General features: G+C 35.0%; 27 protein-coding genes and 1 other RNA gene. 9 read left to right on the top strand and 19 right to left on the bottom strand.

The window, feature by feature from the left end:
- Positions 1-55: 55 nt before the first annotated feature.
- The 4 genes from EJK17_RS03100 (at position 56) to EJK17_RS03085 (ending at position 3,108) form a co-directional block, all read left to right on the top strand.
- The gene (locus tag EJK17_RS03100; protein ID WP_127796175.1) at positions 56-523 is read left to right on the top strand and encodes a DUF6978 family protein; all 468 of its coding nucleotides are present in this window, start codon (positions 56-58) and stop codon (positions 521-523) included.
- Positions 524-549: 26 nt separating this feature from the next.
- Positions 550-1,353, top strand: a complete 804-nt coding sequence (locus tag EJK17_RS03095) for a DUF1828 domain-containing protein (RefSeq protein WP_103661041.1) — start codon at positions 550-552, stop codon at positions 1,351-1,353.
- Positions 1,354-1,532: 179 nt separating this feature from the next.
- Positions 1,533-2,645, top strand: coding sequence for a site-specific integrase (locus EJK17_RS03090; protein WP_103661040.1), 1,113 nt, complete (start codon positions 1,533-1,535; stop codon positions 2,643-2,645).
- A 247-nt stretch (positions 2,646-2,892) separates the two neighbouring features.
- Entirely contained in the window at positions 2,893-3,108 is a 216-nt protein-coding gene (locus EJK17_RS03085) for a helix-turn-helix domain-containing protein (protein WP_127796174.1), read from the top strand.
- A 37-nt stretch (positions 3,109-3,145) separates the two neighbouring features.
- On the opposite strand, the gene EJK17_RS03080 is transcribed toward EJK17_RS03085, so the two are convergent.
- Positions 3,146-3,385 (bottom strand): hypothetical protein, encoded by a 240-nt coding sequence (locus EJK17_RS03080; protein ID WP_103661038.1) that lies wholly within the window; start codon positions 3,383-3,385, stop codon positions 3,146-3,148.
- A 103-nt stretch (positions 3,386-3,488) separates the two neighbouring features.
- Here EJK17_RS03080 and EJK17_RS03075 point away from each other — a divergent pair, with 103 nt between their 5' ends.
- Together EJK17_RS03075 and EJK17_RS03070 are read left to right on the top strand one after the other, a co-directional pair.
- Entirely contained in the window at positions 3,489-5,546 is a 2,058-nt protein-coding gene (locus EJK17_RS03075; protein ID WP_103661037.1) for a Dam family site-specific DNA-(adenine-N6)-methyltransferase, read from the top strand.
- Between the two features lie 18 nt (positions 5,547-5,564).
- A complete protein-coding gene (locus tag EJK17_RS03070) occupies positions 5,565-7,301 on the top strand; it encodes an AlwI family type II restriction endonuclease (RefSeq protein WP_127796173.1) in 1,737 nt (578 codons plus the stop codon).
- 383 nt (positions 7,302-7,684) lie between these two features.
- Here the strand turns inward: EJK17_RS03070 and EJK17_RS11405 are convergent, their stop codons facing one another.
- From EJK17_RS11405 to EJK17_RS03015, 13 genes are all read right to left on the bottom strand, one after another.
- Positions 7,685-7,822 carry a hypothetical protein gene (locus EJK17_RS11405; RefSeq protein WP_168180716.1) on the bottom strand — a complete coding sequence of 46 codons (138 nt, stop codon included), beginning with the start codon at positions 7,820-7,822 and terminating at the stop codon, positions 7,685-7,687.
- A 217-nt stretch (positions 7,823-8,039) separates the two neighbouring features.
- Positions 8,040-8,405: a transfer-messenger RNA gene (gene ssrA / locus EJK17_RS03065) on the bottom strand.
- Positions 8,406-8,460: 55 nt separating this feature from the next.
- Positions 8,461-9,645: an acetate/propionate family kinase gene (locus EJK17_RS03060; RefSeq protein WP_103661035.1), complete on the bottom strand. Its 1,185-nt coding sequence runs from the start codon at positions 9,643-9,645 to the stop codon at positions 8,461-8,463.
- A gap of 41 nt (positions 9,646-9,686) precedes the next feature.
- Positions 9,687-10,688, bottom strand: a complete 1,002-nt coding sequence (locus EJK17_RS03055; protein ID WP_103661034.1) for a class I SAM-dependent methyltransferase — start codon at positions 10,686-10,688, stop codon at positions 9,687-9,689.
- 66 nt (positions 10,689-10,754) lie between these two features.
- Positions 10,755-10,898 carry a hypothetical protein gene (locus tag EJK17_RS11400; RefSeq protein WP_168180721.1) on the bottom strand — a complete coding sequence of 48 codons (144 nt, stop codon included), beginning with the start codon at positions 10,896-10,898 and terminating at the stop codon, positions 10,755-10,757.
- Between the two features lie 3 nt (positions 10,899-10,901).
- Positions 10,902-11,345, bottom strand: coding sequence for a ComGF family competence protein (locus EJK17_RS03050; RefSeq protein WP_161494892.1), 444 nt, complete (start codon positions 11,343-11,345; stop codon positions 10,902-10,904).
- A gap of 10 nt (positions 11,346-11,355) precedes the next feature.
- The gene (locus EJK17_RS03045; RefSeq protein WP_103661032.1) at positions 11,356-11,562 is read right to left on the bottom strand and encodes a hypothetical protein; all 207 of its coding nucleotides are present in this window, start codon (positions 11,560-11,562) and stop codon (positions 11,356-11,358) included.
- A gap of 16 nt (positions 11,563-11,578) precedes the next feature.
- Positions 11,579-12,004: a pilus assembly FimT family protein gene (locus EJK17_RS03040; protein ID WP_236629300.1), complete on the bottom strand. Its 426-nt coding sequence runs from the start codon at positions 12,002-12,004 to the stop codon at positions 11,579-11,581.
- A complete protein-coding gene (gene comGC / locus EJK17_RS03035) occupies positions 11,976-12,305 on the bottom strand; it encodes a competence type IV pilus major pilin ComGC (RefSeq protein WP_103661031.1) in 330 nt (109 codons plus the stop codon). The genes EJK17_RS03040 and comGC overlap by 29 nt, the downstream gene beginning before the upstream one ends.
- A gap of 11 nt (positions 12,306-12,316) precedes the next feature.
- Positions 12,317-13,321 (bottom strand): type II secretion system F family protein, encoded by a 1,005-nt coding sequence (locus EJK17_RS03030; RefSeq protein ID WP_236629299.1) that lies wholly within the window; start codon positions 13,319-13,321, stop codon positions 12,317-12,319.
- Entirely contained in the window at positions 13,287-14,267 is a 981-nt protein-coding gene (gene comGA / locus EJK17_RS03025) for a competence type IV pilus ATPase ComGA (RefSeq protein WP_103661030.1), read from the bottom strand. Before comGA ends, EJK17_RS03030 begins: the two co-directional genes overlap by 35 nt.
- Positions 14,268-14,387: 120 nt before the next feature.
- The gene (locus EJK17_RS03020; protein ID WP_103661029.1) at positions 14,388-15,119 is read right to left on the bottom strand and encodes a YebC/PmpR family DNA-binding transcriptional regulator; all 732 of its coding nucleotides are present in this window, start codon (positions 15,117-15,119) and stop codon (positions 14,388-14,390) included.
- Between the two features lie 85 nt (positions 15,120-15,204).
- Entirely contained in the window at positions 15,205-15,723 is a 519-nt protein-coding gene (locus tag EJK17_RS03015; RefSeq protein WP_103661028.1) for a VanZ family protein, read from the bottom strand.
- A 345-nt stretch (positions 15,724-16,068) separates the two neighbouring features.
- On the opposite strand from EJK17_RS03015, the gene EJK17_RS03010 reads away from it, so the two are divergent.
- Both EJK17_RS03010 and EJK17_RS03005 read left to right on the top strand, forming a co-directional pair.
- Positions 16,069-17,664, top strand: a complete 1,596-nt coding sequence (locus EJK17_RS03010; protein ID WP_201738251.1) for an amino acid permease — start codon at positions 16,069-16,071, stop codon at positions 17,662-17,664.
- A gap of 125 nt (positions 17,665-17,789) precedes the next feature.
- Complete coding sequence (locus EJK17_RS03005) at positions 17,790-18,605, top strand: Cof-type HAD-IIB family hydrolase (RefSeq protein WP_103661026.1); 816 nt, start codon at positions 17,790-17,792, stop codon at positions 18,603-18,605.
- Between the two features lie 47 nt (positions 18,606-18,652).
- Here the strand turns inward: EJK17_RS03005 and EJK17_RS03000 are convergent, their stop codons facing one another.
- From EJK17_RS03000 to EJK17_RS02980, 5 genes are read right to left on the bottom strand one after another with little or no spacing between them, the layout of a single operon-like run.
- Positions 18,653-19,645: an asparaginase gene (locus tag EJK17_RS03000; RefSeq protein WP_103661025.1), complete on the bottom strand. Its 993-nt coding sequence runs from the start codon at positions 19,643-19,645 to the stop codon at positions 18,653-18,655.
- 3 nt (positions 19,646-19,648) lie between these two features.
- On the bottom strand, positions 19,649-19,921 hold the full coding sequence (locus EJK17_RS02995) for a hypothetical protein (protein ID WP_103661024.1): 273 nt from the start codon (positions 19,919-19,921) through the stop codon (positions 19,649-19,651).
- Between the two features lie 22 nt (positions 19,922-19,943).
- Complete coding sequence (locus EJK17_RS02990; RefSeq protein WP_103661023.1) at positions 19,944-20,396, bottom strand: low molecular weight protein-tyrosine-phosphatase; 453 nt, start codon at positions 20,394-20,396, stop codon at positions 19,944-19,946.
- Positions 20,389-21,120 carry a hypothetical protein gene (locus EJK17_RS02985; RefSeq protein ID WP_103661022.1) on the bottom strand — a complete coding sequence of 244 codons (732 nt, stop codon included), beginning with the start codon at positions 21,118-21,120 and terminating at the stop codon, positions 20,389-20,391. Before EJK17_RS02985 ends, EJK17_RS02990 begins: the two co-directional genes overlap by 8 nt.
- Positions 21,121-21,179: 59 nt before the next feature.
- The gene (locus tag EJK17_RS02980; protein WP_103661021.1) at positions 21,180-21,995 is read right to left on the bottom strand and encodes a Cof-type HAD-IIB family hydrolase; all 816 of its coding nucleotides are present in this window, start codon (positions 21,993-21,995) and stop codon (positions 21,180-21,182) included.
- A 146-nt stretch (positions 21,996-22,141) separates the two neighbouring features.
- Between EJK17_RS02980 and EJK17_RS11395 the strand changes: the two genes are divergently transcribed.
- Positions 22,142-22,312: a hypothetical protein gene (locus EJK17_RS11395; RefSeq protein ID WP_168180718.1), complete on the top strand. Its 171-nt coding sequence runs from the start codon at positions 22,142-22,144 to the stop codon at positions 22,310-22,312.
- Positions 22,313-22,402: the final 90 nt, after the last annotated feature.

The following is a 22,402-nucleotide window of genomic DNA, read 5'->3' as shown; positions in this document are numbered from 1 at the left end:
ACGTGCTCAAATATCTTGGTATGATTACTTATTTTTATGAGGTGATGTTATTTTTATGGAATTACAATTAACTGACGATGAAGCCAAAAGGTTTATAAAGATTACTAAAGAATTTATCAAAAAATATAAAATTGATATTTCAAAAAAATCAAAAGGATCCTTATCAATCAAAGCAAAATCAATTAATAGAGAATTTACTCTTTATTATTTCTTTAGAAATGGTGAAACTCATCTAAAATTTGCAGACTCAAAAACTTATTTGACCCTTGTAAGAATAAATATTGACGAAAAATTTCATAAAAATAGTGATGGAATTATTAGAGGAAATCGAATCGAAATTTTTTCAGAAGATGAATTTAAAGCTAAAGGAGATGGAAGAACTAGTTATAAAGCCTATTCTCTTCCATTTGAAAAAATCGAAAATACTAATGATTTTTTTACCATTTTCGAAAACTTATTAGAATATACTCACACGCAGAAAAATGGTATGCTTTTTATAAATACCAGTTTATCTGCATATTAGTAAATTTTATTAGGAGGTGCTTAATTATGCTTGAGAATGATGTAGCTACAATCGCCAAAGATTGGCTAAGTTTCTTAAAGGATCAATACAATCTTAAACTGATTGATCAAAATCATATTGTTCTTACCACTCCTATTACTGATGCTTTTGATGATGGAATAACTGTTATGATTTCGCTTATTGACTCTGGTGATTATATGGTTTCTGATCAGGGCTATACTATTTGGAATCTAGAGTCTCGTGGTATCAATGTAATGAAGAAAAATAGTAATCGACAAAAAAATGTAATGTCAATTATAAAATCTGAAAATGTCAAACTTTCTTCCAACAACGATATTTACTTGATTGGTAAAAAACACGAAATCGCTCAAATGATTTTCAATGTAATTCAAGCCGTTATAAAAATTGGAAATTTAGGTTTCTCTAACTTTAATTCTGTGAGAGGTATGTTTTTAGATGATGTTACTGGCTTTTTTGAAACTAATAAGGATCAATTCCATTTTTTAAAAGGATTGCAACTTCAAGGAAAAACTGGTCTTTCATATAACATTGATTATCTTTTTATGTCGCAAAATCCAAAAAGTAAGGTTACAAAAATTTATGATGGGTTAGCGAAAAATACAGTAGAACAATTATTAGGAATCTGGTTTGATACTGAATCTATTAGAAACTCTAATGGAGAAAACATGGAATTTGATATTATAATCCCTTCTCTTTCAGATGAAAGGCAAAAAGAGTTTGCTAACAATTTAAAGTCTCATAATATAATCGTTTCTCCATTTGATAATAAAGAGATAATAAAAAACAATTTTTCTTTTAAAGCTGCATAAAATTTGCAAATTGCAGTTTATTCTATTGCATGTAGCATTCAAATAATTTAAGATTCAATCTTTCTGATGAAGAATATAATTAATTTTTTTGAAAAGCCTGCTTGAATTTTAGTAATAACAAGCCTATCTACTTTGATTCGGTAGATAGGTTTTTATCTTTATAAGGTGGTATATCTGTTATGGCACACTTTGAAAAACGCGGTACCAAGTGGCGCGCTCAAATATCTTGGTATGATATTCATGGCAATCGTAAATTTAAAACTAAACAAGGATTTTTAACTAAGTCAGCAGCTAGAAAATGGGCTAATGAAATGGAAGTTGCTAAAGACGCAAATCAAATTTCTAATCAAGACCCTATTTTTGCCGAATATTTTAAAGATTGGTACCAAACTTATAAAGCACCTGGAACATCTAACAACACTAAAAATAGATATGACACCATTTATCGCCTTTTAACTAAGTATTTTGGCAAGACAAAATTATCAAAAGTAACCAGGCATCAATATCAAGAATTTATGAATGATTATGGTAAAAATCACGTTAAATCCACGGTATACAAAACTAATGGTAGCATTAGAACGAGTATTAAAGACGCTCTAGCTGATGGTTTAGTTAGAACTAACTTTACTGAAAGAATCAACTTATCGTGGAATGACGAGCGAAGTAGAAAAGTTGAATATCTTAATTTTAACCAAGTGCAACAACTTAAAAACTCACTTTTAGATGGTATTAAGCCCTCCTTTGTTAGTAGATATATGCTGCTAACTATAATTTACACAGGTATGCGTCCTGGTGAAATCAGAGTTTTAACCTGGCATGATATTGATTACCAAAATCACACCATTAATATTTCTAAATCTTGGGACTATGACAACGATAAAATTGTCAACTATGATTCTGATGAGATCAATAAGGATCCTAAAAATCATTCTTCAACTAGAGTTATTAAAGTAGACGATCATCTACTAGATATCCTGAATCAATTAAAAATCAATCATCATGAACGTCTTTTTGTTGCAACGGATGGAACCATTCCTACCTCCACCGCTGTCAACAAAGTTTTACGAAAACAATTAAAGAAATTAAACCTAGACAAAGCTAACTTTCATTTTCACAGTTTAAGGCATACTCACGTGGCTATGTTGCTATTTAAGGGGGTTGACCTCTATTCAATTAGCAAGCGCTTAGGGCACTCTAATATGAGCATTACAGCTAATACTTACGCCTACATGCTTGATGAATTAAAACAACAATCTGATCAACAAATAGTTGATATTCTGGACGAAATTTAAACAAATTTCGTCTTTTTTTATAATTAGAAAAAAGCACCCATTGAACGGATTTATTCAATGAGTGTCTTTGCATTATTTACTTCATACATAATTTATATTTAACGTCTAAATAACTTATGCATTACTGGTAAAGCAACTGTGAATATCATTTTGCAGTGTCAGTGTTATTGACTACTTCACTAGTTGTCGGAATAAAACGTTCCACATAAGAGCTGTGATATAATTACAAAAGAAATGAGGTGCTGAAATGGTTAATTCAGACAAGGCTTATAATCAGCTTTTTGCTAAAAGAATTAAAAAATTAAGATTAGATAGAGACTTAACTCAAGACCAGTTTGTTAATTATCTAAATTCTAAAGGTTTAAAAATATCACGAACTTCCTTAGCCAGATATGAAGCACAATTAAGCACAATTAAGCACACCAACATCACCAACATTGCAAAAATTATCCCACATATTTAGAATTAGTACTGACTACTTCTTGGTAGACACTGATTTATCACAAATTTATCAAAACATTACCCGCTTTGAATCGGCTCCACAGCGTTGATTGATGGTAATGATTACGATCAGCAAGATTGTTCACCCATTGGGTAAAAGATGCATAATCGTGCGCATATAGCTCCTTATTCCTTACTTCTTTCATTAATAGATACATCTGAGCCCAATTACGGCGGTCAGATTTTAAGTATGATGACAGTTTTTCTTCGATCTCTTTTAATTCTTTTTCGGCATTCATATTTTTCTCCTCTTTTGTTTTAAATCCGCGTTCACGGATTTTCGAAACATCACTACCAAAAAAAGGTATACTGTTATTATTAACTTAGGAGGCTTTTAAATTTATGTCAATCACTTATGATAAGCTTTGGGACTTGTTAGAAAAACGAGATTTAAAGAAAAAAGATTTAATAACTATAGCCCATATTGGACACCAGACTGTAGCCAAATTATCCAAAAATAAAACTATAAATACTCAGATCATTAATAAGATTTGTAAAAATCTCAATTGTAATATAGAAGATATTATGGAATATGATAAATCTACAAATATTGAGATAAATAAGACACGATTAAAACCTATTTTAAAATGGGCTGGCGGAAAGACTCAATTACTAAATGATCTGATTCCATTAATTCCTAATTATACTGGTAAATATATTGAACCATTTGTAGGAGGAGGAGCACTTTTCTTTGCGTTACAGCCAAAAAATGCTGTTATTGCTGATAGTAACCCTGAACTTATCAACACATATAAGCAAATTGCCAAGCATGTCGATCAGGTTATAGAAAAACTACGTAAGTTTAAGAATGATGAAAAAGAATTTTACCAAGTTAGAAGTTTAAATCCAAAAAATTTAAGTCCCATAGAGGCAGCTGCTAGATTTATTTACTTAAATAAAACCTGTTTCAATGGGCTTTATCGTGTTAATCGTAAAGGTGAATTCAACGTACCATTTGGACATTATAAAAATCCTAAGATAGTTGATACTGAAGCCTTAATAGCCGCTTCTACATTACTAAAAAACACAACTATAGTATGCGCTGATTATAAAGAAGTATTGAATAAATATGTTCAACCTAACGATTTCGTATTCCTAGACCCTCCTTATTTCCCTGTCGGTAAATATAGTGATTTTAAGCGGTACACCAAGGAACAGTTCTATGAAGAAGATCATAGAGAATTAGCAGAAGAATATAAAAAATTAACACAAAATAAAGTCTACAGTATTCTAACTAACTCTAATACACCACTAGTTCATGAATTATATGATGACTTTAATATGAGAGTATTAAGTACTAAACGTCATATTTCTAGTAAAAGCTCTACCCGAAAAGGTGAAGATGCTATTATTACAAATTATTCCACACATATGACTCTTAATTATTCTAATCAGGTGAATATGTTCCCTCCAACTAGATTTATGGGTTCTAAGCGAAAGTTATTATCTAATATTTGGAATGCGGCGTCACAGTTTAACTATGATACGGTACTAGATTTATTTTCAGGATCAGGTATAGTTAGTTACTTGTTTAAAGCTAACAATAAAACTGTATTATCTAATGATTACATGCGTATGTCTTATTGCTTTGCAAAAGCAATGATTGAAAATAATGATGTATTGCTTAGTAAACGGGAAGCCAAAAAGTTAATGCAACCTGTCCATAATGATAATTTCGTACAAAAAACCTTTAAGGATTTATATTTTTCAGATCATGATAATCAATTAATAGATTACATTCGAACTAATATCATGTTCATGAAAGATGAATATAAACAATACATTGCTATGACTGCTCTTATTAGAGCATGTATGAAAAAAAGGCCACGCGGTATTTTTACCTACGTTGGCCATAGATATGATGACGGAAGAAAAGATTTAAAGAAGAGTTTCGAGGAACAGTTCCTAGAAAATGTAGAAGCTGTTAACAGTGCAGTATATAATAATCATAAAGATAATAAATGCTACAATCGCGATGCTCTAAAACTTAAATTAAATTCTCCTGATTTAGTATATATTGATCCTCCGTACTACACCCCAAAATCTGATAACGAATATGTCAGAAGGTATCACTTCGTAGAGGGATTGGCACGTAATTGGGAAGGTGTTGAAATTCAGCAGAATACAAAGACAAAAAAGTTTAAAAACTATCCAACACCTTTTGCTAAAAAAGAGGAAGCCGCACAGGCATTTAAGGACTTATTTAGTCAATATAAAGATGCTATTCTGATAGTCTCTTACTCTTCCAATAGCCTTCCTACCCGTTATCAAATGGTATCAATGCTCAAGGATGTTAAAAAATCGGTTCAAATCCTTCCTATTGATTATCACTATTCTTTCGGAAACCAAGTTAAATCAGCAAGAAATAAAGTGAAGGAGTACCTTTTTGTAGCTTATTAAACATAATGAGGTTGCAAAATGGAAACTACATTAGAAACTGGATTTAAAAATCTTTTTGAAAAAAATCAAATAAATATCTGGACAATTGGTAATACCGGAGCTCGAAACCCATTACGACTGCCAGGTATTTTTTCCATTTACACTCAATCACAGTCATATGGTCACTTAGCTAACAGTAAAGAAAATCAGGCTCGTCTCACTCATGATCTATCTTTACACGGTCTAGCAACCTACTCGGATAAAATATCTACAGCAGCAATTATTGCCAGAAAATTTAGATATGTATTTGAAAAATTTGGTTTTATATATCCGGAAAAAAATAAGAAACTAGGAAACAAGTTACCAGGACCTGCAGACACTATTACTCCATTAGGCAAAACTTTTCTTGCCGCTGAGACTCTGGATGCACAACAGGAATGTTACTTAAGAGGCTTAATTACACCTATAGAAACTCTAGGCGACAGTAGCTTCTTCTCACCCTTATTGTGGACAATCAAGGTGCTTCTTGCGTTAGAAAAGCGCACGGGTTCGTGCGATCTTAATTACATAGAGTTCGTAACATGCGTACAAACTACTTCTCCTAACTACGATATCGATAAAATCATAAACATGATTCTTTCGATTAGAGATTTAAGAAAAAACGCTGTTAATAAAAAGAAATTCGATAAGACCACTAAAGAAACTGTAGCTAAATATTATGATAAAAAGATTCATAATTTTGATGATTACGGTGATTTAAATATTCGTTATCTAGTATGTACTGGAATCCTAAAACGAGCAGGACGTGGTATAACTATAGTTTCAGAGTATAAGGATATAGCTAAAGAACTGATCAAAGGCGTAACCAGTACTGATTCTTATATGGACCTTGTTGTACAACATTGTAATGGCGCTAAGTTACCTCAAGACAACTTGCAAACTGCAATTAAGTTAATGAAGAACTATCAAAATGCATTGAAGTCCAATAATGTTAAATACTCAATTCCGCCGCTTTCTTTAAATACGGTTAAGAATGTTAATACCATCATTTCCTCATTAAAGAGTGCTTTGAGTAAATTTAATGAGGACCAGTACGCACTTAAACAAAAAGACGAATGGTTTGAAATTTATAATTATATGCTTTGCTTGATCAAGAACAACGGCCATAAGAGAATCATCGGTGATGATAAATATGTTCAAGTACCTACTTCAGAAGCTGCTTCATATCTAGAATGGACTACTTGGCGGTCATTCTTAGCAATTGATCATATATTGAATCAACCATATGAAGCTCGTGGATTTAAAATTGATCAGGATTACCTACCAGTGGGGACAGCACCGGGGAATGGACCAGACTTATTCTTTGAATTTAAAAACTTTGCAATAGTTATTGAAGTTACAATGAGTACTAATTCCCGTCAGGAAGCCATGGAAGGCGAACCTGTACGTCGACATGTAGCGGATTATGTTGAAAAATATTCTGACAAGCCAGTTATTGGGATCTTTATTGCCAATAAAATTGATTCTAATACTGCTGAAACCTTTAGAGTTGGCATCTGGTATGCTAAAAATGATAAACGGTTAACTTTAAAAATAGTTCCATTTACCCTAACGCAATTCGCTGAATACTTTAAATACATGTTTGAAAATAATAAGGCCACTCCAGAACAAGTCGTTCAACTATTTAAAGAATGTCTCCGTGCTAAAGATGGGAAATATGCTTCAGAATGGAAACAAGCTATCAATAATATTGTTCAAGAAGAAATCAATTCTTAATTAAAATGTCTGTTAATACGTTGCCACCAGTGATTTTTAGACGACTCAGTTTTTGAGTCGTCTTTCTTTTTCTCTGAACTCGACTGCTCAGGCTTTACTTGACTCGACAGAAAATATAGCTAAATATACAAAATCAACTGTCTCAGACTATAAAAACGGGGTTCAGCCTTATAGCGCCATGGTTGATGTAACCCATACTGCAATAAAGCAACTTAGTAGTTTGTATGATTTCTTAAAAAGCGAGTTGGAACTATCAAAGAAATTTGAAGATAAAAAATAAGCTTATTACCTTCATAGGTAGTAAGCTTTTTCTTTACTATTTATTAGTTAAATTTTCATACATCTTGAATAAATGCGCTACAACATCACTCTCAGTTGTTCCTTTAACTGGAGCCATATGCTTCCATTACCGCACGATCATTATCTTGATGTGCCTGTGTCTTGGTATAACGAGGTATACCTAATTCATCAAATAAATTTTTATAATAATCTTCTACTTTTTCTTCAATCGATTTTGACAAGATAAATCTCCTCACCTCAGTATAATTAATAGTTTGATCCAGTAAGACTTTACTATATATTGGTACCAAAAAAGACTAGAGACTAGTCTTTTTTATCTTACATAATTTTTATTCGTAACACTATCAGTTAAAAATTCTATCTATATACCCTTCAGATACCTTTTGGATACCTTAGCAAATAAAAAAGCCTGTAAGAATAGTACTTACAGACTATATCAAATGGAGATGAGGGGAATTGAACCCCTGTCCAAACGTAGCTCATCACTGACCTCTACGATCATAGTTATATTACTTGAACTTCACTAGTCCAAAACGCCATATAACAGGGCCAGAATGAACTAGCTAACCTGCTAAGACTCTTTCTAACTATTCAGGTGAGGTAGTTAAACGTAACTCGCTAAAGTTGATACTCAGTGTCTGCCACGAGTAAGCCGACAAAGAGCAACACATGCGCTAAATTAAGCAGCTAATGCGTAAGAATTACTGTTTTTTGCAGTTAAATTTAAGTGACGTTTTTACGTAGACGTGACCTACGAATCGCAGTCAATGCAAGTCTACGCCTGTCGAATCCCAAAACATCCCCTTGAGACTCTTTTATTCTAGCATAGACTTCACAAACTTGCGAATGAAAAGCTAAATTAATCTAACTTAGCCAAACGAACAACATCACGCTCAATCATTAATTCCTCATCAGTTGGAACAATTGCAACAGTAATCTTTGAATCAGGTTTAGAAATGAACTTTTCGCCATTAGTTTCATTAGCATCAAAGTCCGGATCAAGTCCCATAAATTCAAAGGCTTCCATGACACCACGACGAACGCGCTTATCATGTTCACCAATGCCGGCAGTAAAGGCAATTGCATCCACACCACCAAGTTCAGCGATGTATTCACCAATATAACGAACGATGCGGTTAATAAACATCTTACGAGCAAGTTGTGCACGAGGATCTTTATTATGTTTCAAGTCACGCATATCTGGAGAAATACCAGAAACACCTAGCAAACCTGACTTGTGGTTCAAAATGTCAATCATTTGATCCATATTCAGGTTTTCTTTTTCCATCACAAATTGCAAAAGTGAAGGATCAACATCGCCTGAACGAGTAGCCATCATAATTCCGGCTAAAGGACTAAAGCCCATTGAAGTATCAAATGATTTACCATCTTTGACGGCAGTAATTGAAGCACCTGACCCTAGGTGACAAACGATCATCTTTAAGTCTTTAACATCCTTGTGCATCATTTCTGCCATTCGTGCTGATGCGTAACGAACAGAGGTACCATGAGCACCGTACTTACGAGCCTTATACTTTTCATAATATTCATAAGGAACAGGATATAAGTATTGAACTGGATCCAAAGTTTGGTGGAATGAAGTATCAAAGACGCCAACTTCTGGCACATTTGGTAACAACTTCATGAAGGCCTTAATTCCTTCTCCTTCTGCAGGATTATGCAAAGGAGCGTATTCTTTTAAGTCAAAGATATTTTGTAAATTATCTTTATCAATAATGGCAGAATCTGTAAAGTCTTCCCCACCAGCTACGATTCGGTGACCAACACCAGCAATTTCATCTAAGTCTTCAACGACATCATATTTCTTCAAATCATCAAGCAAAAGCTTAACAGCAGTTTCTTGATCAGGAATTGCTACTTCATCAACATGTTTTTCGCCATTTTCAAGTTTAATTTCAAAAGTTGAGCCATCAAGACCTACTCGATCAGCCATTCCTTCAGCGATTACTTTTTCATCTGGCAAAGAAAAAAGTTTATATTTGAATGAAGAACTACCTGAATTAATTGCTAATACTTTCTTCATATGAAAATTCCTCCAAAATTAAGTTTTCAAAATTTCACAAACTAATGATTGATTTTAGTATACCACTCGTTTAGCTTAACATTAAACTTAATTAACGCTTCTTGCTGCTTCAAAGAGTCCAACTTTGTGAGCAAAACCTCACTGCTGACAGCGTTTTCACCATGATTTTGAAATACTAAAATTGATTTTTCATTGAATTTATTTTTAAACAAATTATCCGGTAATTCGACAATTGCTTTTAAGTAAACTTTTTCTGATAACCACGGCATAAAATCTGCTCCGCCTTTACCAGCTAAGATCGATTTAGGCACAATTAAAAAGCTCCAGCCACCTGGTTTTAAATTTTTGATGATTTGTTCAACAAACAATAAGTGTGCAAGAGAATGCCCCTTAAGTGACTTAGTCGCAAAGTTCTTCGCATTTTCATCAACTGGGTAATAACCAATTGGCAGATCACTAACCACTGCATCGGCTGCTTCTACCATCCACGGCGTTAAAGCATCTTGACAATAGAGGTCAATCTTTAAATTATTCAAATGAGCAGCAATGTCAGCTAAATTAAGCATCTCTTCATCATTATCAATTCCTACTAGTTGATAATTGTCCCTTGAATGATTTTCTGCTTTAAGTTGATTGATCACTGAGTAGAGCAAGTTACCAGTACCTAAGGCTGGATCTACTACCTCTAATTTCTTATTAGGTAATAGCTTTTGCATCAATAATGCGACAACAGTAGAAATAATTGGCGGAGTCGGCATTTGATTTGCGTCTCGACCATCATCGTTAATTGCCTTCAAAGTCAAATAAGTAAAGACTTGGACTTTCATTTTATGACTTAAATTATCATAATCAAGTCCAGCATATAATTTACTCAATTTGGCAACCGTAGCCTGATCAGGGGCTCCCATTTCAACTTTAATTTTTCCAGTTTCTAAATTGTCAAAGGTTTCAGTCAAAGCTTCACCAAAAGAAACATTTAAAGCCTCTTGCAAAGTAGTTACACATGTCAAAAAATGATTAAATATTTGTTCGAATTTATCCATTACTCTCACCCTTCTTTTTGCTATCCTTTTCATTTTAAAGAAAGCGCAAAGCTGGTGCAAGCAATGTTAATCGTGGTTCAAATATTGAATGATCATTTGGTTATTTTCCATGCTATCATGATAAATTTGCTGATACAGCTTGATAAATAACAAACAAGTTAATAAGACAAAGACACTACTCAAGAGTGCACTTCCTTTTGTTTTTCTCATTTTTCACCTCTTAGGTTTAGGATCAACTTTAAACACTAATTCTGAAACTCGCTTATCTTCTTCTTGCAGCCAAATTTTGAATTGACCATTTTTGGCAGTAAAGCGGCTTTTTTTAACATGCAATAATAGCGGCATATGCCCTGAAGCCCAACCGCGTGCCCGAATCATGTCCTCATATTGTTCAATTGCATAACGATCGATAACATTGCGACCACCCTGCCGTTTAACCTTACAAATGATGACTTTATTTTCATTACTAAGATCAGGATCAACATAAATCCTTTGATATTCTGATTGATGTAAAAAGCGGTTCAATTGCACATAACTATAAGCCACTTCATCAGCATGATGGCTGCTCTTATTAGCAGTTTGCAAACTCTTTAGGAGGTTTTGCAACATCAATAAGACAATCATCGTAATAAAAAGCGAAAAAACAGCTTCTGCCAACAAAAAGCCCTTACTTTTCATCGTGATCACCTAAACGATAAGTCCGACTATGAATCGTGATTTTAGTTAAATCATTCTTCCTCATAATATGCGTTGCCACTGCCTGATCAGTTTTTTCTTCCATCTTGCGTTCAAATTTTTGTCCATCAGCAACAACTAAGGCTAAGAGCATAACTCCTAAAAAAGTTAACGTAATTGCCACAATGCTTTCTAACAATAGAAAACCTCGACATTTATTGTTCAATTGCTCGCCCCCATGTCATTTGAATTTTGATCTTTTTAACTTTGCGTCCATTTGTGAATTCAATGGTCCGCGGTGAAATTGTCCCATTACGTGAAATACTAAAATCCTGTAAGTTCTTAATTTTAATCCGCGGATCCAATTCAATTTGCCGATGAAAGTGGATTCCATTTAATACTAGATAAGAACTGGCTGGCAAGTAAGATACACTAGTTTGTTCACGATTAATTGTACTAATTCGACTCGCTTGCTCAATTGCTGTGACGGTTTCCTTGACTGAATTATTAAGCAAAAGGTCGAGCTGATATTCTTTCAGATGTAAAGTTCCAATTAAAGCTAAACCACAGGCAATAATTAAGGTGATCAGAGTTTCAAGGATTGTGAAACCACTACTTTTTCTTAACTTCGCCATCTTCATTGATTACATAATCCTTACTCTTATTGAATTGATCATCAGTGAGGTAGTTACCTTTGCGCAAATCATCAAAGGACGGTACATGACCATGATTTTCATTTTCATACAATTCCACTTGAGTTTGTAAAGTTGTCTTAAAAGCTTCATCAGTCCGATTAGCAGCATTCTTTTTCTGCTTCGTTAAGTTCGGCGCAATAATTATCAACAATAAGACAATAATGGCAATAACGACTACCATTTCAATCAAAGTAAAACCTTTTTGATTGCGGTGCTTCTTCAATAAATTTAACAAATACTTCTTCATACTTTTCTCCTTTAAATTCCTTGCATCATGGCATACATTGGTAACAACAGTTTTAAGTACATGCCAATGATGCAAAAACCAATTAAGACAAAACAAAGTGGCTGAACATTCACTACTAATTTTTCAATTTTAGTAGTTAGTTCATTAAATAAACTTCTTCCCAAAACTAAACAACTTTTGCTCAAACTGCTTCTTTCGGCTCCAGTTTGCAAAAAGATTAACAATGTATCTGGCAAAAATACTTCTTGTTTAACAATCGTGGTCAAATTCTTTCCTTTTGCCAATTGTTCACCAATACTTTGACCAAGATATTGTTGCAAAGAACCTTTTTCTTGCTTGCTGGCATACTCACACATTTTTTGCAGTGAAAAGCCACTAGCAAGTAAAAGGCCAATATCATAAACTAACAAGTAATTTACATATGTCTTAATTACTGGCCCAATGGCAGGATAGGAAGCGAGTTTTTTCAATGATTGATAATCTTGCCGGCTCAGTAGTTTTAAGATCTGATACCCGTAATATGTCGCAATGATAGCAAAAATAATTAAGCCAATCAGTAAGTAATCTCCGGTGTGGTCTTGGCTTTGCGTAAATTGGCTAGAAACAAAAGTCTGCATAAAAACAAGTAAAATAACCATCATCCCAGCCAAAACAAAGGGATATGATAACTCTGCTCGCAATTTTTTCAGTTGATCATTTTTCAATCTGGTTAGCGTTGCGATCTGAGTCAAACATTCAATCAAGTTTCCCTGCTGCAGAGCCATCTTAATTTGTGTCACTGTCGTTTTGGAAAAGCCCAGCTTTAATAATCCATTGGCGAAATCACCACCAGTTTGCATAGTTTGATCCAGCTTTTGCATCAGTGCTTGCTTTTTCGGCCATAAAGCTGGCATTAGAGCAATACTATTACTCAAAGAAAAGCCATTCTCTAAGCTATGCTTGAGGTAATCTAGGAACTCTAATTTTTCACTACTTGTTAATTTATCCTTCTTGGTAAAATTCACTGCTAGTTGCACTAATTCGTCCCTCCTTTTCTAGTAGCGCCAAATTATCTTGCCAAGTAACAAACTCACCACGAACCTTTTGACGAATGTTTTCTTTGAGTAGATTGCCACTAGCCAAATCTAATAAACAGGCTACTTGCTCTTCTTGGGCAACTGGAATTAGGCGCTGATAAGATACGGCAGTTAAACTGTTTTCAAGTTCGTCAGAGCTAATTCCTAACCCTTCCAAACGCGAAATGGTCTGTAAAGTACTCTTGGCGTGGACCGTTGCCAAAACAAGGTGCCCACTTAGAGCAGCATCAATTGCTAGACGTGCAGTTCCCTCGTCACGGATTTCACCAACAATTAAAATATCTGGCCGATGTCGCAGCGCTGCCTTCAGTAAGCTCTGATAGTCGATACCGGCTTCATGATTAACCTGAGCTTGTAAAAAACTCTTCTCATAAACTTCTACTGGATCCTCAATCGTCATTACAATGCGATTTTTGCCACATCTCTTTGCCAATTCATACATGGTCGTAGTTTTACCAGAACCAGTAGGGCCACTAGTCACAATTAAGCCTCTCTTTACCGTCAATGCCGCTAATTGGGTCAATTGATCCGGAAGAAAGTAACTGCTTTGCTTAATTTGGTAAATGATTCGGACAACTAACGACTCACGATCATTAAAATCGCCAATACTTGACAAGCGTAAGTAATACTCCTGCTCATCTTCTTCGAAAGTCATTGCCCCCACTTGAGGACGCCGGTGTTCTGAAATATCCATTTGCGCTGCATATTTAAAAAAGTTAATTAGTTCACGACCATCGTCAATTTTTAACTCTTGATAAGCGACAACCTCATTATGATGTCGAAACGATACTTGATACTTATCTCTTTTCGGCAGCAAAAAAATATCACTCGTATGCACTTCAATGGCTGTACTAACTAATTTTTTTACGATTTCTTTAGCTTCCATTAAAAGCCTCCTTTTTTAGCCCCTATTATTTACATACGCAAAAAATGCGATTTCTCCGAAAAAAGTGCAAAAAAAATCACCCAGTTTAAAAACTGAGTGATTTTATTATTTTTTAATCAATTATTCATCGTCATCTGCAGCTGCAGTATAAACGTTTTGAACATCATCATCGTCTTCCAATTGGTCAACAAGATGTTGGAATTGTTCCTTCTTGTCAGCAGGAACTGGAGTGGTATTTTGAGGTACCATTGTTAATTCAGCAGCAGCAAGCTTGTAGCCATCTTTTTCAAGGGCATCACGAACTTGAGTGAATTGCTTAGGATCAGTGTAGATTTCAAAAGCATCATCACTTGTCTGTAAATCGTCACCACCAGCATCCATCACATCAAGTAAAACTTGATCTTCATCAGCATCAGTAGTTGAACGATCAATTACAATGTAACCCTTACGGTCGAACATGTATGCAACTGAACCAGTAGCACCAAGAGAACCACCATTACGGGTGAATGCAACACGAACAGCTGAAGCAGTCCGGTTCTTGTTATCAGTTAAGGCTTCAACAAAGACTGCTACACCACCTGGAGCGTAACCTTCATAAGTGATTTCGTCGTAGTGTTCATCTGAGTTACCTTCAGCCTTCTTGATGGCACGTTGGATATTGTCCTTAGGCATGTTGTTTGAACGAGCCTTATCGATTACCATCCGCAAAGTAGGATTCCCTGAAGGGTCAGGACCACCACTCTTTGCAGCCATATAAATTTCACGAGATAATTTTTGGAATACTTTACCTCTCTTAGCGTCTTGTGCATTCTTGCGGCCTTGAATATTGTGCCATTTTGAATGTCCTGACATAAGAATCCTTCTTTCTATACTTTAATCTTTATTAACGTTTATTATCTTAACTCACGTGTAGTTAAAATTCAATATTGGCGAGGATTTAAACTTGATTTTTCCTAAATTTTTTAAGCAGCCAATTAATAATTATACAAAATAGAATTGCTACTATAGCCCCAGTGCCGTCAAGCATCACATCAAAAACACTCGGCGTGCGGTCACCGGTCAAATATTGATGATATTCATCTAGTGCTGCTAGCCCAAGCACACTTAACCAAGTTAAAATAGGTGCAATCCAAGGCAACTTAAAAATTCGCTTTAGTCCTAAATAGCCAAATAAGCCCAATAAAAAGTATGAACCAAAGTGCGCTAATTTACGCACCACAAATTCAGTCATTCCGGCAACTCCACCACTGCCTTGAGCATTATGCCACTCTCCACCATAATAAATATTCCAGTTTCCAACAATTTGCTCAATGAAGCGTAAGTGGCGATGGATAAAGCCAGGACGCATTTGTTGTTGATGATATGTCATGGAACTAGAAATAAATAAGACTAATAATACTAGTAAAGCGATTAGAAGATAAATCTTTTCTTTTTTACGAAATTTAAATTTTTGCATGCCTCTTTCCTTTCATTTACCTTAACTAAAATTTACCCAAAAATAGTTGAAATTATAAGCAAAAATCCAAATCTTTATCAAAATTGCAATTTTTATTAATCAGTAAGCGCTTTTAGACTAGCAGCACTTGCCAGATCTAGGTAAAATATTGAAGAATACCCTCATTTTTAGGGAAAGGACGTTTTATTTTGAAGGAAAAGTTTAAAAATAAGTCCCCTGGTAAATTCTATTTAAAACAAATAGGGATTAGTTTTAAATAGAGAGGGACGAAAATAAAAAGTGGAAGAAGAAATTAAAGATTTAAATCCACAAAAGAAATACATTTCTTGGCAAGTGCTATTCTTGATGGCTTTGGTAACCGTTATCGGGATCGATGACATCATGTACAACTTCCAAAACCAAGGAATGTCAGTCATCTTTTCTTGGATTGTGATGGTTCTGTTTTACGTTATTCCTTATTCATTAATGGTAGGTCAATTAGGATCTGTCTTTAATAAAGAAGGTGGCGGTTTATCCTCCTGGGTACGTGGGACCGACGGTGAATTTTTAGGTTACTTTACTGCTTGGACCTACTGGGCAGCTTCAATTCCTTATGCTGTTGACTCCGCTAACGAAATCATCGTTGACTTAGGTTGGGCTTTAACTGGATCAAGTCACTTCCAAGATAAAATTTCTAACAGCATGTTTGCCATCTTGACTTTCGTAATGTTCATCATCTTTATCATTGTTGAACACCATTTTTCTCGTTCAATGGAAGTTTTATCTACCATTGGTGGAGGCCTAATGGTTTTAATGGCAGTGATTTTCGTTATCTTAGCCTTCATCGGCTTGGCCAAATCTGGTGGTCACATGGCTACACAACCATTTACTTGGCGGACCATGATTCCTAAATTTGATTGGCATTACTTCTCAACGATCGCAATGTTGATTTACGCCATGAACGGCGCTGAATTGGTCGCACCTTACGTAACCCAAATGAAGAAGCCTAAATATGACTTCCCTAAGGCAATGGTTGCCTTAGCTGCCTGGACTGGTTTCTTAACTGTGCTTGGTTCTTTTGCTTTAGGAATCTACTTCAATGCTCATCATATTCCTAATGACTTGAAGATGAACGGTGCTTACTACGTCTTTGACATGGTTGGTCAACAATTTGGCATGGGTAAAGGTTTACTTTACTTCTGGTCATGGACTTCTGTTTTCTTCAACTGTGCTTTATTAGCAGTGCTGCTTGATGCGATGACAAGAATGTTAATTTCGGATACTGGTAAAAAGTACATGCCTAAATTCTTGCGCAAAAAAGATAAGAACGGCTTACCAATCAACGGTTATATCCTAACTGTTTCTTTATCAGCCTTTATCATGTTGCTGGGTATTTTCTTACCTGACATGAATGACATTTTCAATTGGCTCTTAAACCTTAACTCCATCGTTTCACCAGGAGTTACTTGCTGGATCTTCTATTCCTTTATGCGAATTAGAAAGAACTCCAAGAAATTCCCAGCTAAATATGTCTTCATTAAAAATGACAAAGTAGCTTACGGTGTCGGATTGTTCTTACTGCTCGTTACTGCAATTGCAACCATTATGGGAATCACCCCTCAAGATGTGCCTCAAGGCAGCGGTACTTGGTGGTATGAATTAGTTATCAATATTGTTGCTGTCATTGTCTTAATTGGTTTGGGAGCAATTTTGCCAGGGATCAGACGGCGTGAAACCGAATATGGTGTTGCTTTTGATAAACCACAATGGATCTCAATGATTGCCTTAATCGTCATTGCAGTGATCTTAGGATTAATAATTGGTGGCCTAAAGACTGTACCATTACGTGGTCTTTACATTTTAATTGAAGGAATTATCGCTTTAATTATTGTGTGGCTCATCGGTCGGCGCAAGCCTAATTTGAATAATGCCTTTAAAGGCGAAGAAGATGTTACTGATTAATCATTGATTGAAAAAGTGTGAGTGAGAAAAGTATTTTTCTCACTCACTTTTTTTGCAATTAAAAAACTATAGTTTCTAAAACGCTTACGTTATAATTGAGAAAAAAGAAACTATAGGAGATAAAAATGACAAAAATTCCTTTTAAAGCAATTGCCGTGGATATGGATGGCACATTTATGAATGATGACTTAACTTATGATCACGAACGTTTCAGAAAGGTACTTGATCAAATCAAAGCCCATCACATTCATTTTATTGTTTCCAGTGGTCGCCCACTTTCACGTTTAAAAAGAGATTTTGCTGATTATTTAGATGAAATTGATATGATTGCCGATAATGGTGCAATTTTAGTCAAAGATAATCAAATTATTTCTAGTCACTACCTCACCCAGTCAACTGGTTTAGATTTAATAAAATTTCTTGAAACTAATTATCCGCAAGCACAAATCTGCGTGAGCGGAAAAGACGCATCTTACTATAAAAACTCAGCTCCTAATTCTTTTAAACGGAGCATGCGCTTCTATTATCCAAACTCAATTTCAATTAATGACTTCACTGAAATGCCAACCAGTGAGCGCATTATCAAATTAACCTTGAACTGTTCTGCCGAATTAGCAGATGAAATTGAAGCCAAATTTAACCATAATCATAACGAACGGATTCATTGCACGACAAGCGGCTTTGATGACATTGACATTGTTCCGTTTGGCATCAATAAAGCACAAGCTTTGAAGTATTTCTTGCGCTATTTCAAAGTTGATCCTAGCGAACTGATTGCCTTTGGTGACGGCTTAAATGATAAAGAAATGCTGGAACTTGCTGGTTTAAGTTATGCCGTGGCTAATGGTAATCCTGAAATTATTAAATTAGCGAAATATACCGCTCCAAGTAATAACGAAAGTGGCGTCTTGCAAGTTTTAGAAAAATATTTTGAAAACTAAAAAAACAGCTGTGAACAAGTAGTTTAACTACTGTCACAGCTGTTTTTCTATTCTTCATCAAGTGAAACTTCTCCCACCAAGTCAGTGTTAAAAAAGTCTGCTACTTCATGAACATTCATTTTTTGTCCTAATGCCCACATCAATTTAGCAATTGCACTCTCAGATGTCATATCACGTGCACTAATGGCTCCTTCAAGTAAAGCTAAGCGCCCAACTTCATACTTAGTTAGATCACTCCGCTCATATAAGCATTGGCTGCTGGCAATCACAGGGATACCCATCTTGATTAATTTACCAACCGCTGCCACCATATTACGCCGAATATAATTCATTCCGCCCATCCCATAGGCTTCAATAACAATCCCACGACAACCACTGTTAGCCATCGCAAATAATAAATCGGGATCAAAGCCGGGGAACAATTTAACTAAGGAAACATGAGGATTGATCTTGGTATTCAGCACACAAGCACCTTTATGCTTTTTTACATGTTGCTTAAAAACTAGGCCATCAGACGTTACTTGGGCAACCGGTGGAACATTAACACTTTCAAAAGCGTTAAAGTTAGTCGTTCGAACTTTAACTGTGCGACACCCCAACATAATTTTATGATCGAAAGCTAAATAAATTCCTGGATGACAACTTGCAGCCGCAGCAAAGGCCAAGCGTAAATTATCTGGTGCATCACTTAAAACCACATTAATTGGTACCTGGCTACCCGTTAAAACTACTGGAATTTCAATATTTTGTAACATAAACGACAGCATTGAGGCTGTATAAGCCATCGTATCGGTTCCGTGAGAAAGTACAATGCCATCATATTGCAAACGATATTTGTAGATTTGCTCTGCAATATATTTCCATTCTTCAGGTTGGATATTAGAAGAATCAAGTTGCAAGATATCCTTTACTTCAATGTCATAGGGTAAATTACCCAACATTTTTATCAGCTGCTCACCTGATTCTTTAGGTACTAGTCCAGATTCTGAAACAACTGAGGCAATCGTGCCCCCGGTTGACAATAGTAATAACTTCTTCATTGTTTATTCCACCATGGCATCAGCTAATGCACTACCAACCACAGACTTAACGCCCTTAGTTAAAATGCTAGCTGATGAAACTCCATCAATATTGACTGATTGCTTTTCTAATATTTGTCCACAAAAAACATCTTTGATTGCTTGTTCAATGTGTTTTTCGCCGTCCCAGGTATCAATATTAACGGCGAGAATTGTATCTGTATTCACTTTAAGATCTACTTGTAATTTTGCTGGATTATCAATCTTAGCGTGATAACAACCTGGTTTAAATTTCATTGTTTTCTTTTCAACTTCACTACTACTTTGTTAATTTTGCAAACAATCCCTCACAGCCACGTTTAATCTGCTTAAAAGCTGTGTCAAAATCATTTGTATACCATGGATCATCTATATCTTGAAAACTATCAACAAAATGTAATAACTTGTATTCTTTTTGTTCTGGATCACCACCTGTAATTTGATTCATATCCATAAAGTTTTCTTCATCCATACAAATGAGATAATCATAATTTTGGTAATCTGCCTTGGTCATTTGTCGGGCAAAGTGGTTAGTAAAAGGAACTCCTTGTTTAGTTAGTTCTCTTTTAGTTCTTGGATCCATCCCCTGACCAACAGCATCACTAGTTGCCGCTGCAGAATCAATTACAAACTGATCTCCCATTTTAGCCTGATGAACCAGATCTTTCATCACAAATTCTGCCATTGGCGAGCGACAAATATTACCATGACAAACAAATAAAATTTTATGCATCTTGAGTTACATCCTTTTTGTTCTTTAAAAATTTAAGCACAATTAACCAGCTAATTCCAGCAATAGTTCCTAAAATCAAGCCCCACCAAATACCAGGATTGAGAGTAACCTTAATTCCGCTATAAACCTGATTTTGCAAACTCTTGGTTGCTTCTTGGCAGAAATACCACAAACCACCAAATGAGCCAAAACAGCCAATTAATAAAGAAATTGAAGCTGCATAGCGTCCTAATATAAATTGGATGACTGCTAAAATGTACAGCAAAATAATCACAAAAATCGAAAACCGATAAACACTGATAACATGATAGACTTGATCAGCTTCTTTATGCAATTGATGGTTAATTTCCTTAACTAAGAATTGCATCGCCACATCTTCTAACCGATTATTACTTTTTAAATGAAGTTCTTTGGCAGTCACTTTACCATGTTCTTCATAGTTAGTAGTCAACTGATAGACATCAGCATACGAAAAGCCGACTTGATATTTTTTAGGTAAAGTGGCTAACAAAAAGTTCTCCATTCCAGAGCCTTCGACAATTTTCACGGCAGTTTTGAGTTCAGGGTTTTCAGACTTTTTGACTACGCGATGAATGATGGTTTTAACCATCTGATGAGTATCATCCACTCTAGCAGAGGCATGACTAAGCAGTAACAGATATAACGAAAAGCCTGCTAAACCAACCATTATTATTTTTGTTAAAAGTAAAATCCATTTTCTCATACCAAGCCCTCTTGCTCATTTATTTCTTGCTACGGGCTCCATTATAAGCTATTTTCTTTTTAAAGCACAAACTTCTTTAATGCCTTTGCGACCCCATTATGATCATTATCATCCGTCACAAAATCCGCCCGCTTTTTAATATCTTCAATTGCATTACCCATGGCCACTTTTAGAAATTCTGGATTTTCAAACATGGATACATCATTACCCTGATCACCAAAGATCATGACATCTTTTTGATTGATTTTTAATCGTTCAGCCAAATCCATAACTGCATTGCCTTTAGAAGCGCCAATCGCATTTAATTCAATACAATTATCTAAACTTCTAACGATATCATATGACTGAAACGCCCAATCTGGTAAAGTTCCCCATAACTTAGCAATTTGATCACTGCCTTTTGGACAGGTAAAGCCAACTTTATTAAAGACAAAATCTTGTGGTATTTCTTTTTTATCACGAACTTTAATCTCATTATTGGTAAATGCAGCGTTAATCTGCATTTGCACACACAAATCACGGTCCAAAGTCCAAAAACATTCAGTTGTTTCAAAATGCAGATTAACATGGCTTAAGCGCTGCAAACGCAACATTAAATTAAAATCACGATAATCCATTTCTTGGCTCATCAAAACTTTTCCGGCTAAGTTTTGAACAACAGCCCCGTTAAAGACTACTGCATATTCATTCTCACCAGCTAAGCCTAATTGCTTAGTATAATCAAGAATCCCAGATAATGGCCTGCCTGAGGCTAGCACTATTTTGATACCTTGGTTATGGACTTGGCCTAGTGTTTTTAATGTTTCAGCTGAAATGGTATTGGCACTAGTTAATAAGGTTCCATCCAAATCAATCGCAATCATTTTTATTGCCATAATTGTTCTCATCCCTTTTACATCAATTTTAAACTTAAAACTTATTATACTAAAAGTTTTATCGTAAGCGTCAAAAACTGAAGTACCTATCTTCTCCTTTTCTTTCGTCCTATACTTGTCTTATCAATTTTGAGGAGGCAAATTTTATGAACGATAAACACGATATTGTACCTTTAACAGATAAAAATAAGTTTCCAAAACGAAATAGTCGTAATACTCTGCTTTTAAATCTTAAAAATAAAGATTTAGAACTGAATTTTTATAGCTCTCTAGATCCTGAAGTGATGACTAAAATTCTAGAGAAAGTCTTACCATGATTAATCTTTACGATCTCGGCCAAGTATATATTGTTTGCGGCAAGACTGATATGAGAAAAGGCATTGATACCTTAGCTTATTTAGTTAAAG

Origin of the sequence: Lactobacillus xujianguonis, assembly GCF_004009905.1 — a bacterium.
In the GTDB taxonomy this organism is placed as follows: domain Bacteria; phylum Bacillota; class Bacilli; order Lactobacillales; family Lactobacillaceae; genus Lactobacillus; species Lactobacillus xujianguonis.
Note: the sequence above shows the minus strand (reverse complement) of the source record. Positions and strands in the feature narration are given on the sequence as shown.

Bases quoted from the DNA above. Each gene is read 5' to 3' on its own strand.
- EJK17_RS03100 (WP_127796175.1), top strand. From the start codon at position 56: ATGGAATTACAATTAACTGACGATGAAGCCAAAAGGTTTATAAAGATT.
- EJK17_RS03095 (WP_103661041.1), top strand. From the start codon at position 550: ATGCTTGAGAATGATGTAGCTACAATCGCCAAAGATTGGCTAAGTTTC.
- EJK17_RS03090 (WP_103661040.1), top strand. From the start codon at position 1,533: ATGGCACACTTTGAAAAACGCGGTACCAAGTGGCGCGCTCAAATATCT.
- EJK17_RS03085 (WP_127796174.1), top strand. From the start codon at position 2,893: ATGGTTAATTCAGACAAGGCTTATAATCAGCTTTTTGCTAAAAGAATT.
- EJK17_RS03080 (WP_103661038.1), bottom strand. From the start codon at position 3,385: ATGAATGCCGAAAAAGAATTAAAAGAGATCGAAGAAAAACTGTCATCA.
- EJK17_RS03075 (WP_103661037.1), top strand. From the start codon at position 3,489: ATGTCAATCACTTATGATAAGCTTTGGGACTTGTTAGAAAAACGAGAT.
- EJK17_RS03070 (WP_127796173.1), top strand. From the start codon at position 5,565: ATGGAAACTACATTAGAAACTGGATTTAAAAATCTTTTTGAAAAAAAT.
- EJK17_RS03060 (WP_103661035.1), bottom strand. From the start codon at position 9,645: ATGAAGAAAGTATTAGCAATTAATTCAGGTAGTTCTTCATTCAAATAT.
- EJK17_RS03055 (WP_103661034.1), bottom strand. From the start codon at position 10,688: ATGGATAAATTCGAACAAATATTTAATCATTTTTTGACATGTGTAACT.
- EJK17_RS11400 (WP_168180721.1), bottom strand. From the start codon at position 10,898: ATGAGAAAAACAAAAGGAAGTGCACTCTTGAGTAGTGTCTTTGTCTTA.
- EJK17_RS03040 (WP_236629300.1), bottom strand. From the start codon at position 12,004: ATGAAGATGGCGAAGTTAAGAAAAAGTAGTGGTTTCACAATCCTTGAA.
- comGC (WP_103661031.1), bottom strand. From the start codon at position 12,305: ATGAAGAAGTATTTGTTAAATTTATTGAAGAAGCACCGCAATCAAAAA.
- comGA (WP_103661030.1), bottom strand. From the start codon at position 14,267: ATGGAAGCTAAAGAAATCGTAAAAAAATTAGTTAGTACAGCCATTGAA.
- EJK17_RS03020 (WP_103661029.1), bottom strand. From the start codon at position 15,119: ATGTCAGGACATTCAAAATGGCACAATATTCAAGGCCGCAAGAATGCA.
- EJK17_RS03015 (WP_103661028.1), bottom strand. From the start codon at position 15,723: ATGCAAAAATTTAAATTTCGTAAAAAAGAAAAGATTTATCTTCTAATC.
- EJK17_RS03010 (WP_201738251.1), top strand. From the start codon at position 16,069: ATGGCTTTGGTAACCGTTATCGGGATCGATGACATCATGTACAACTTC.
- EJK17_RS03005 (WP_103661026.1), top strand. From the start codon at position 17,790: ATGACAAAAATTCCTTTTAAAGCAATTGCCGTGGATATGGATGGCACA.
- EJK17_RS03000 (WP_103661025.1), bottom strand. From the start codon at position 19,645: ATGAAGAAGTTATTACTATTGTCAACCGGGGGCACGATTGCCTCAGTT.
- EJK17_RS02995 (WP_103661024.1), bottom strand. From the start codon at position 19,921: ATGAAATTTAAACCAGGTTGTTATCACGCTAAGATTGATAATCCAGCA.
- EJK17_RS02990 (WP_103661023.1), bottom strand. From the start codon at position 20,396: ATGCATAAAATTTTATTTGTTTGTCATGGTAATATTTGTCGCTCGCCA.
- EJK17_RS02985 (WP_103661022.1), bottom strand. From the start codon at position 21,120: ATGAGAAAATGGATTTTACTTTTAACAAAAATAATAATGGTTGGTTTA.
- EJK17_RS02980 (WP_103661021.1), bottom strand. From the start codon at position 21,995: ATGGCAATAAAAATGATTGCGATTGATTTGGATGGAACCTTATTAACT.
- EJK17_RS11395 (WP_168180718.1), top strand. From the start codon at position 22,142: ATGAACGATAAACACGATATTGTACCTTTAACAGATAAAAATAAGTTT.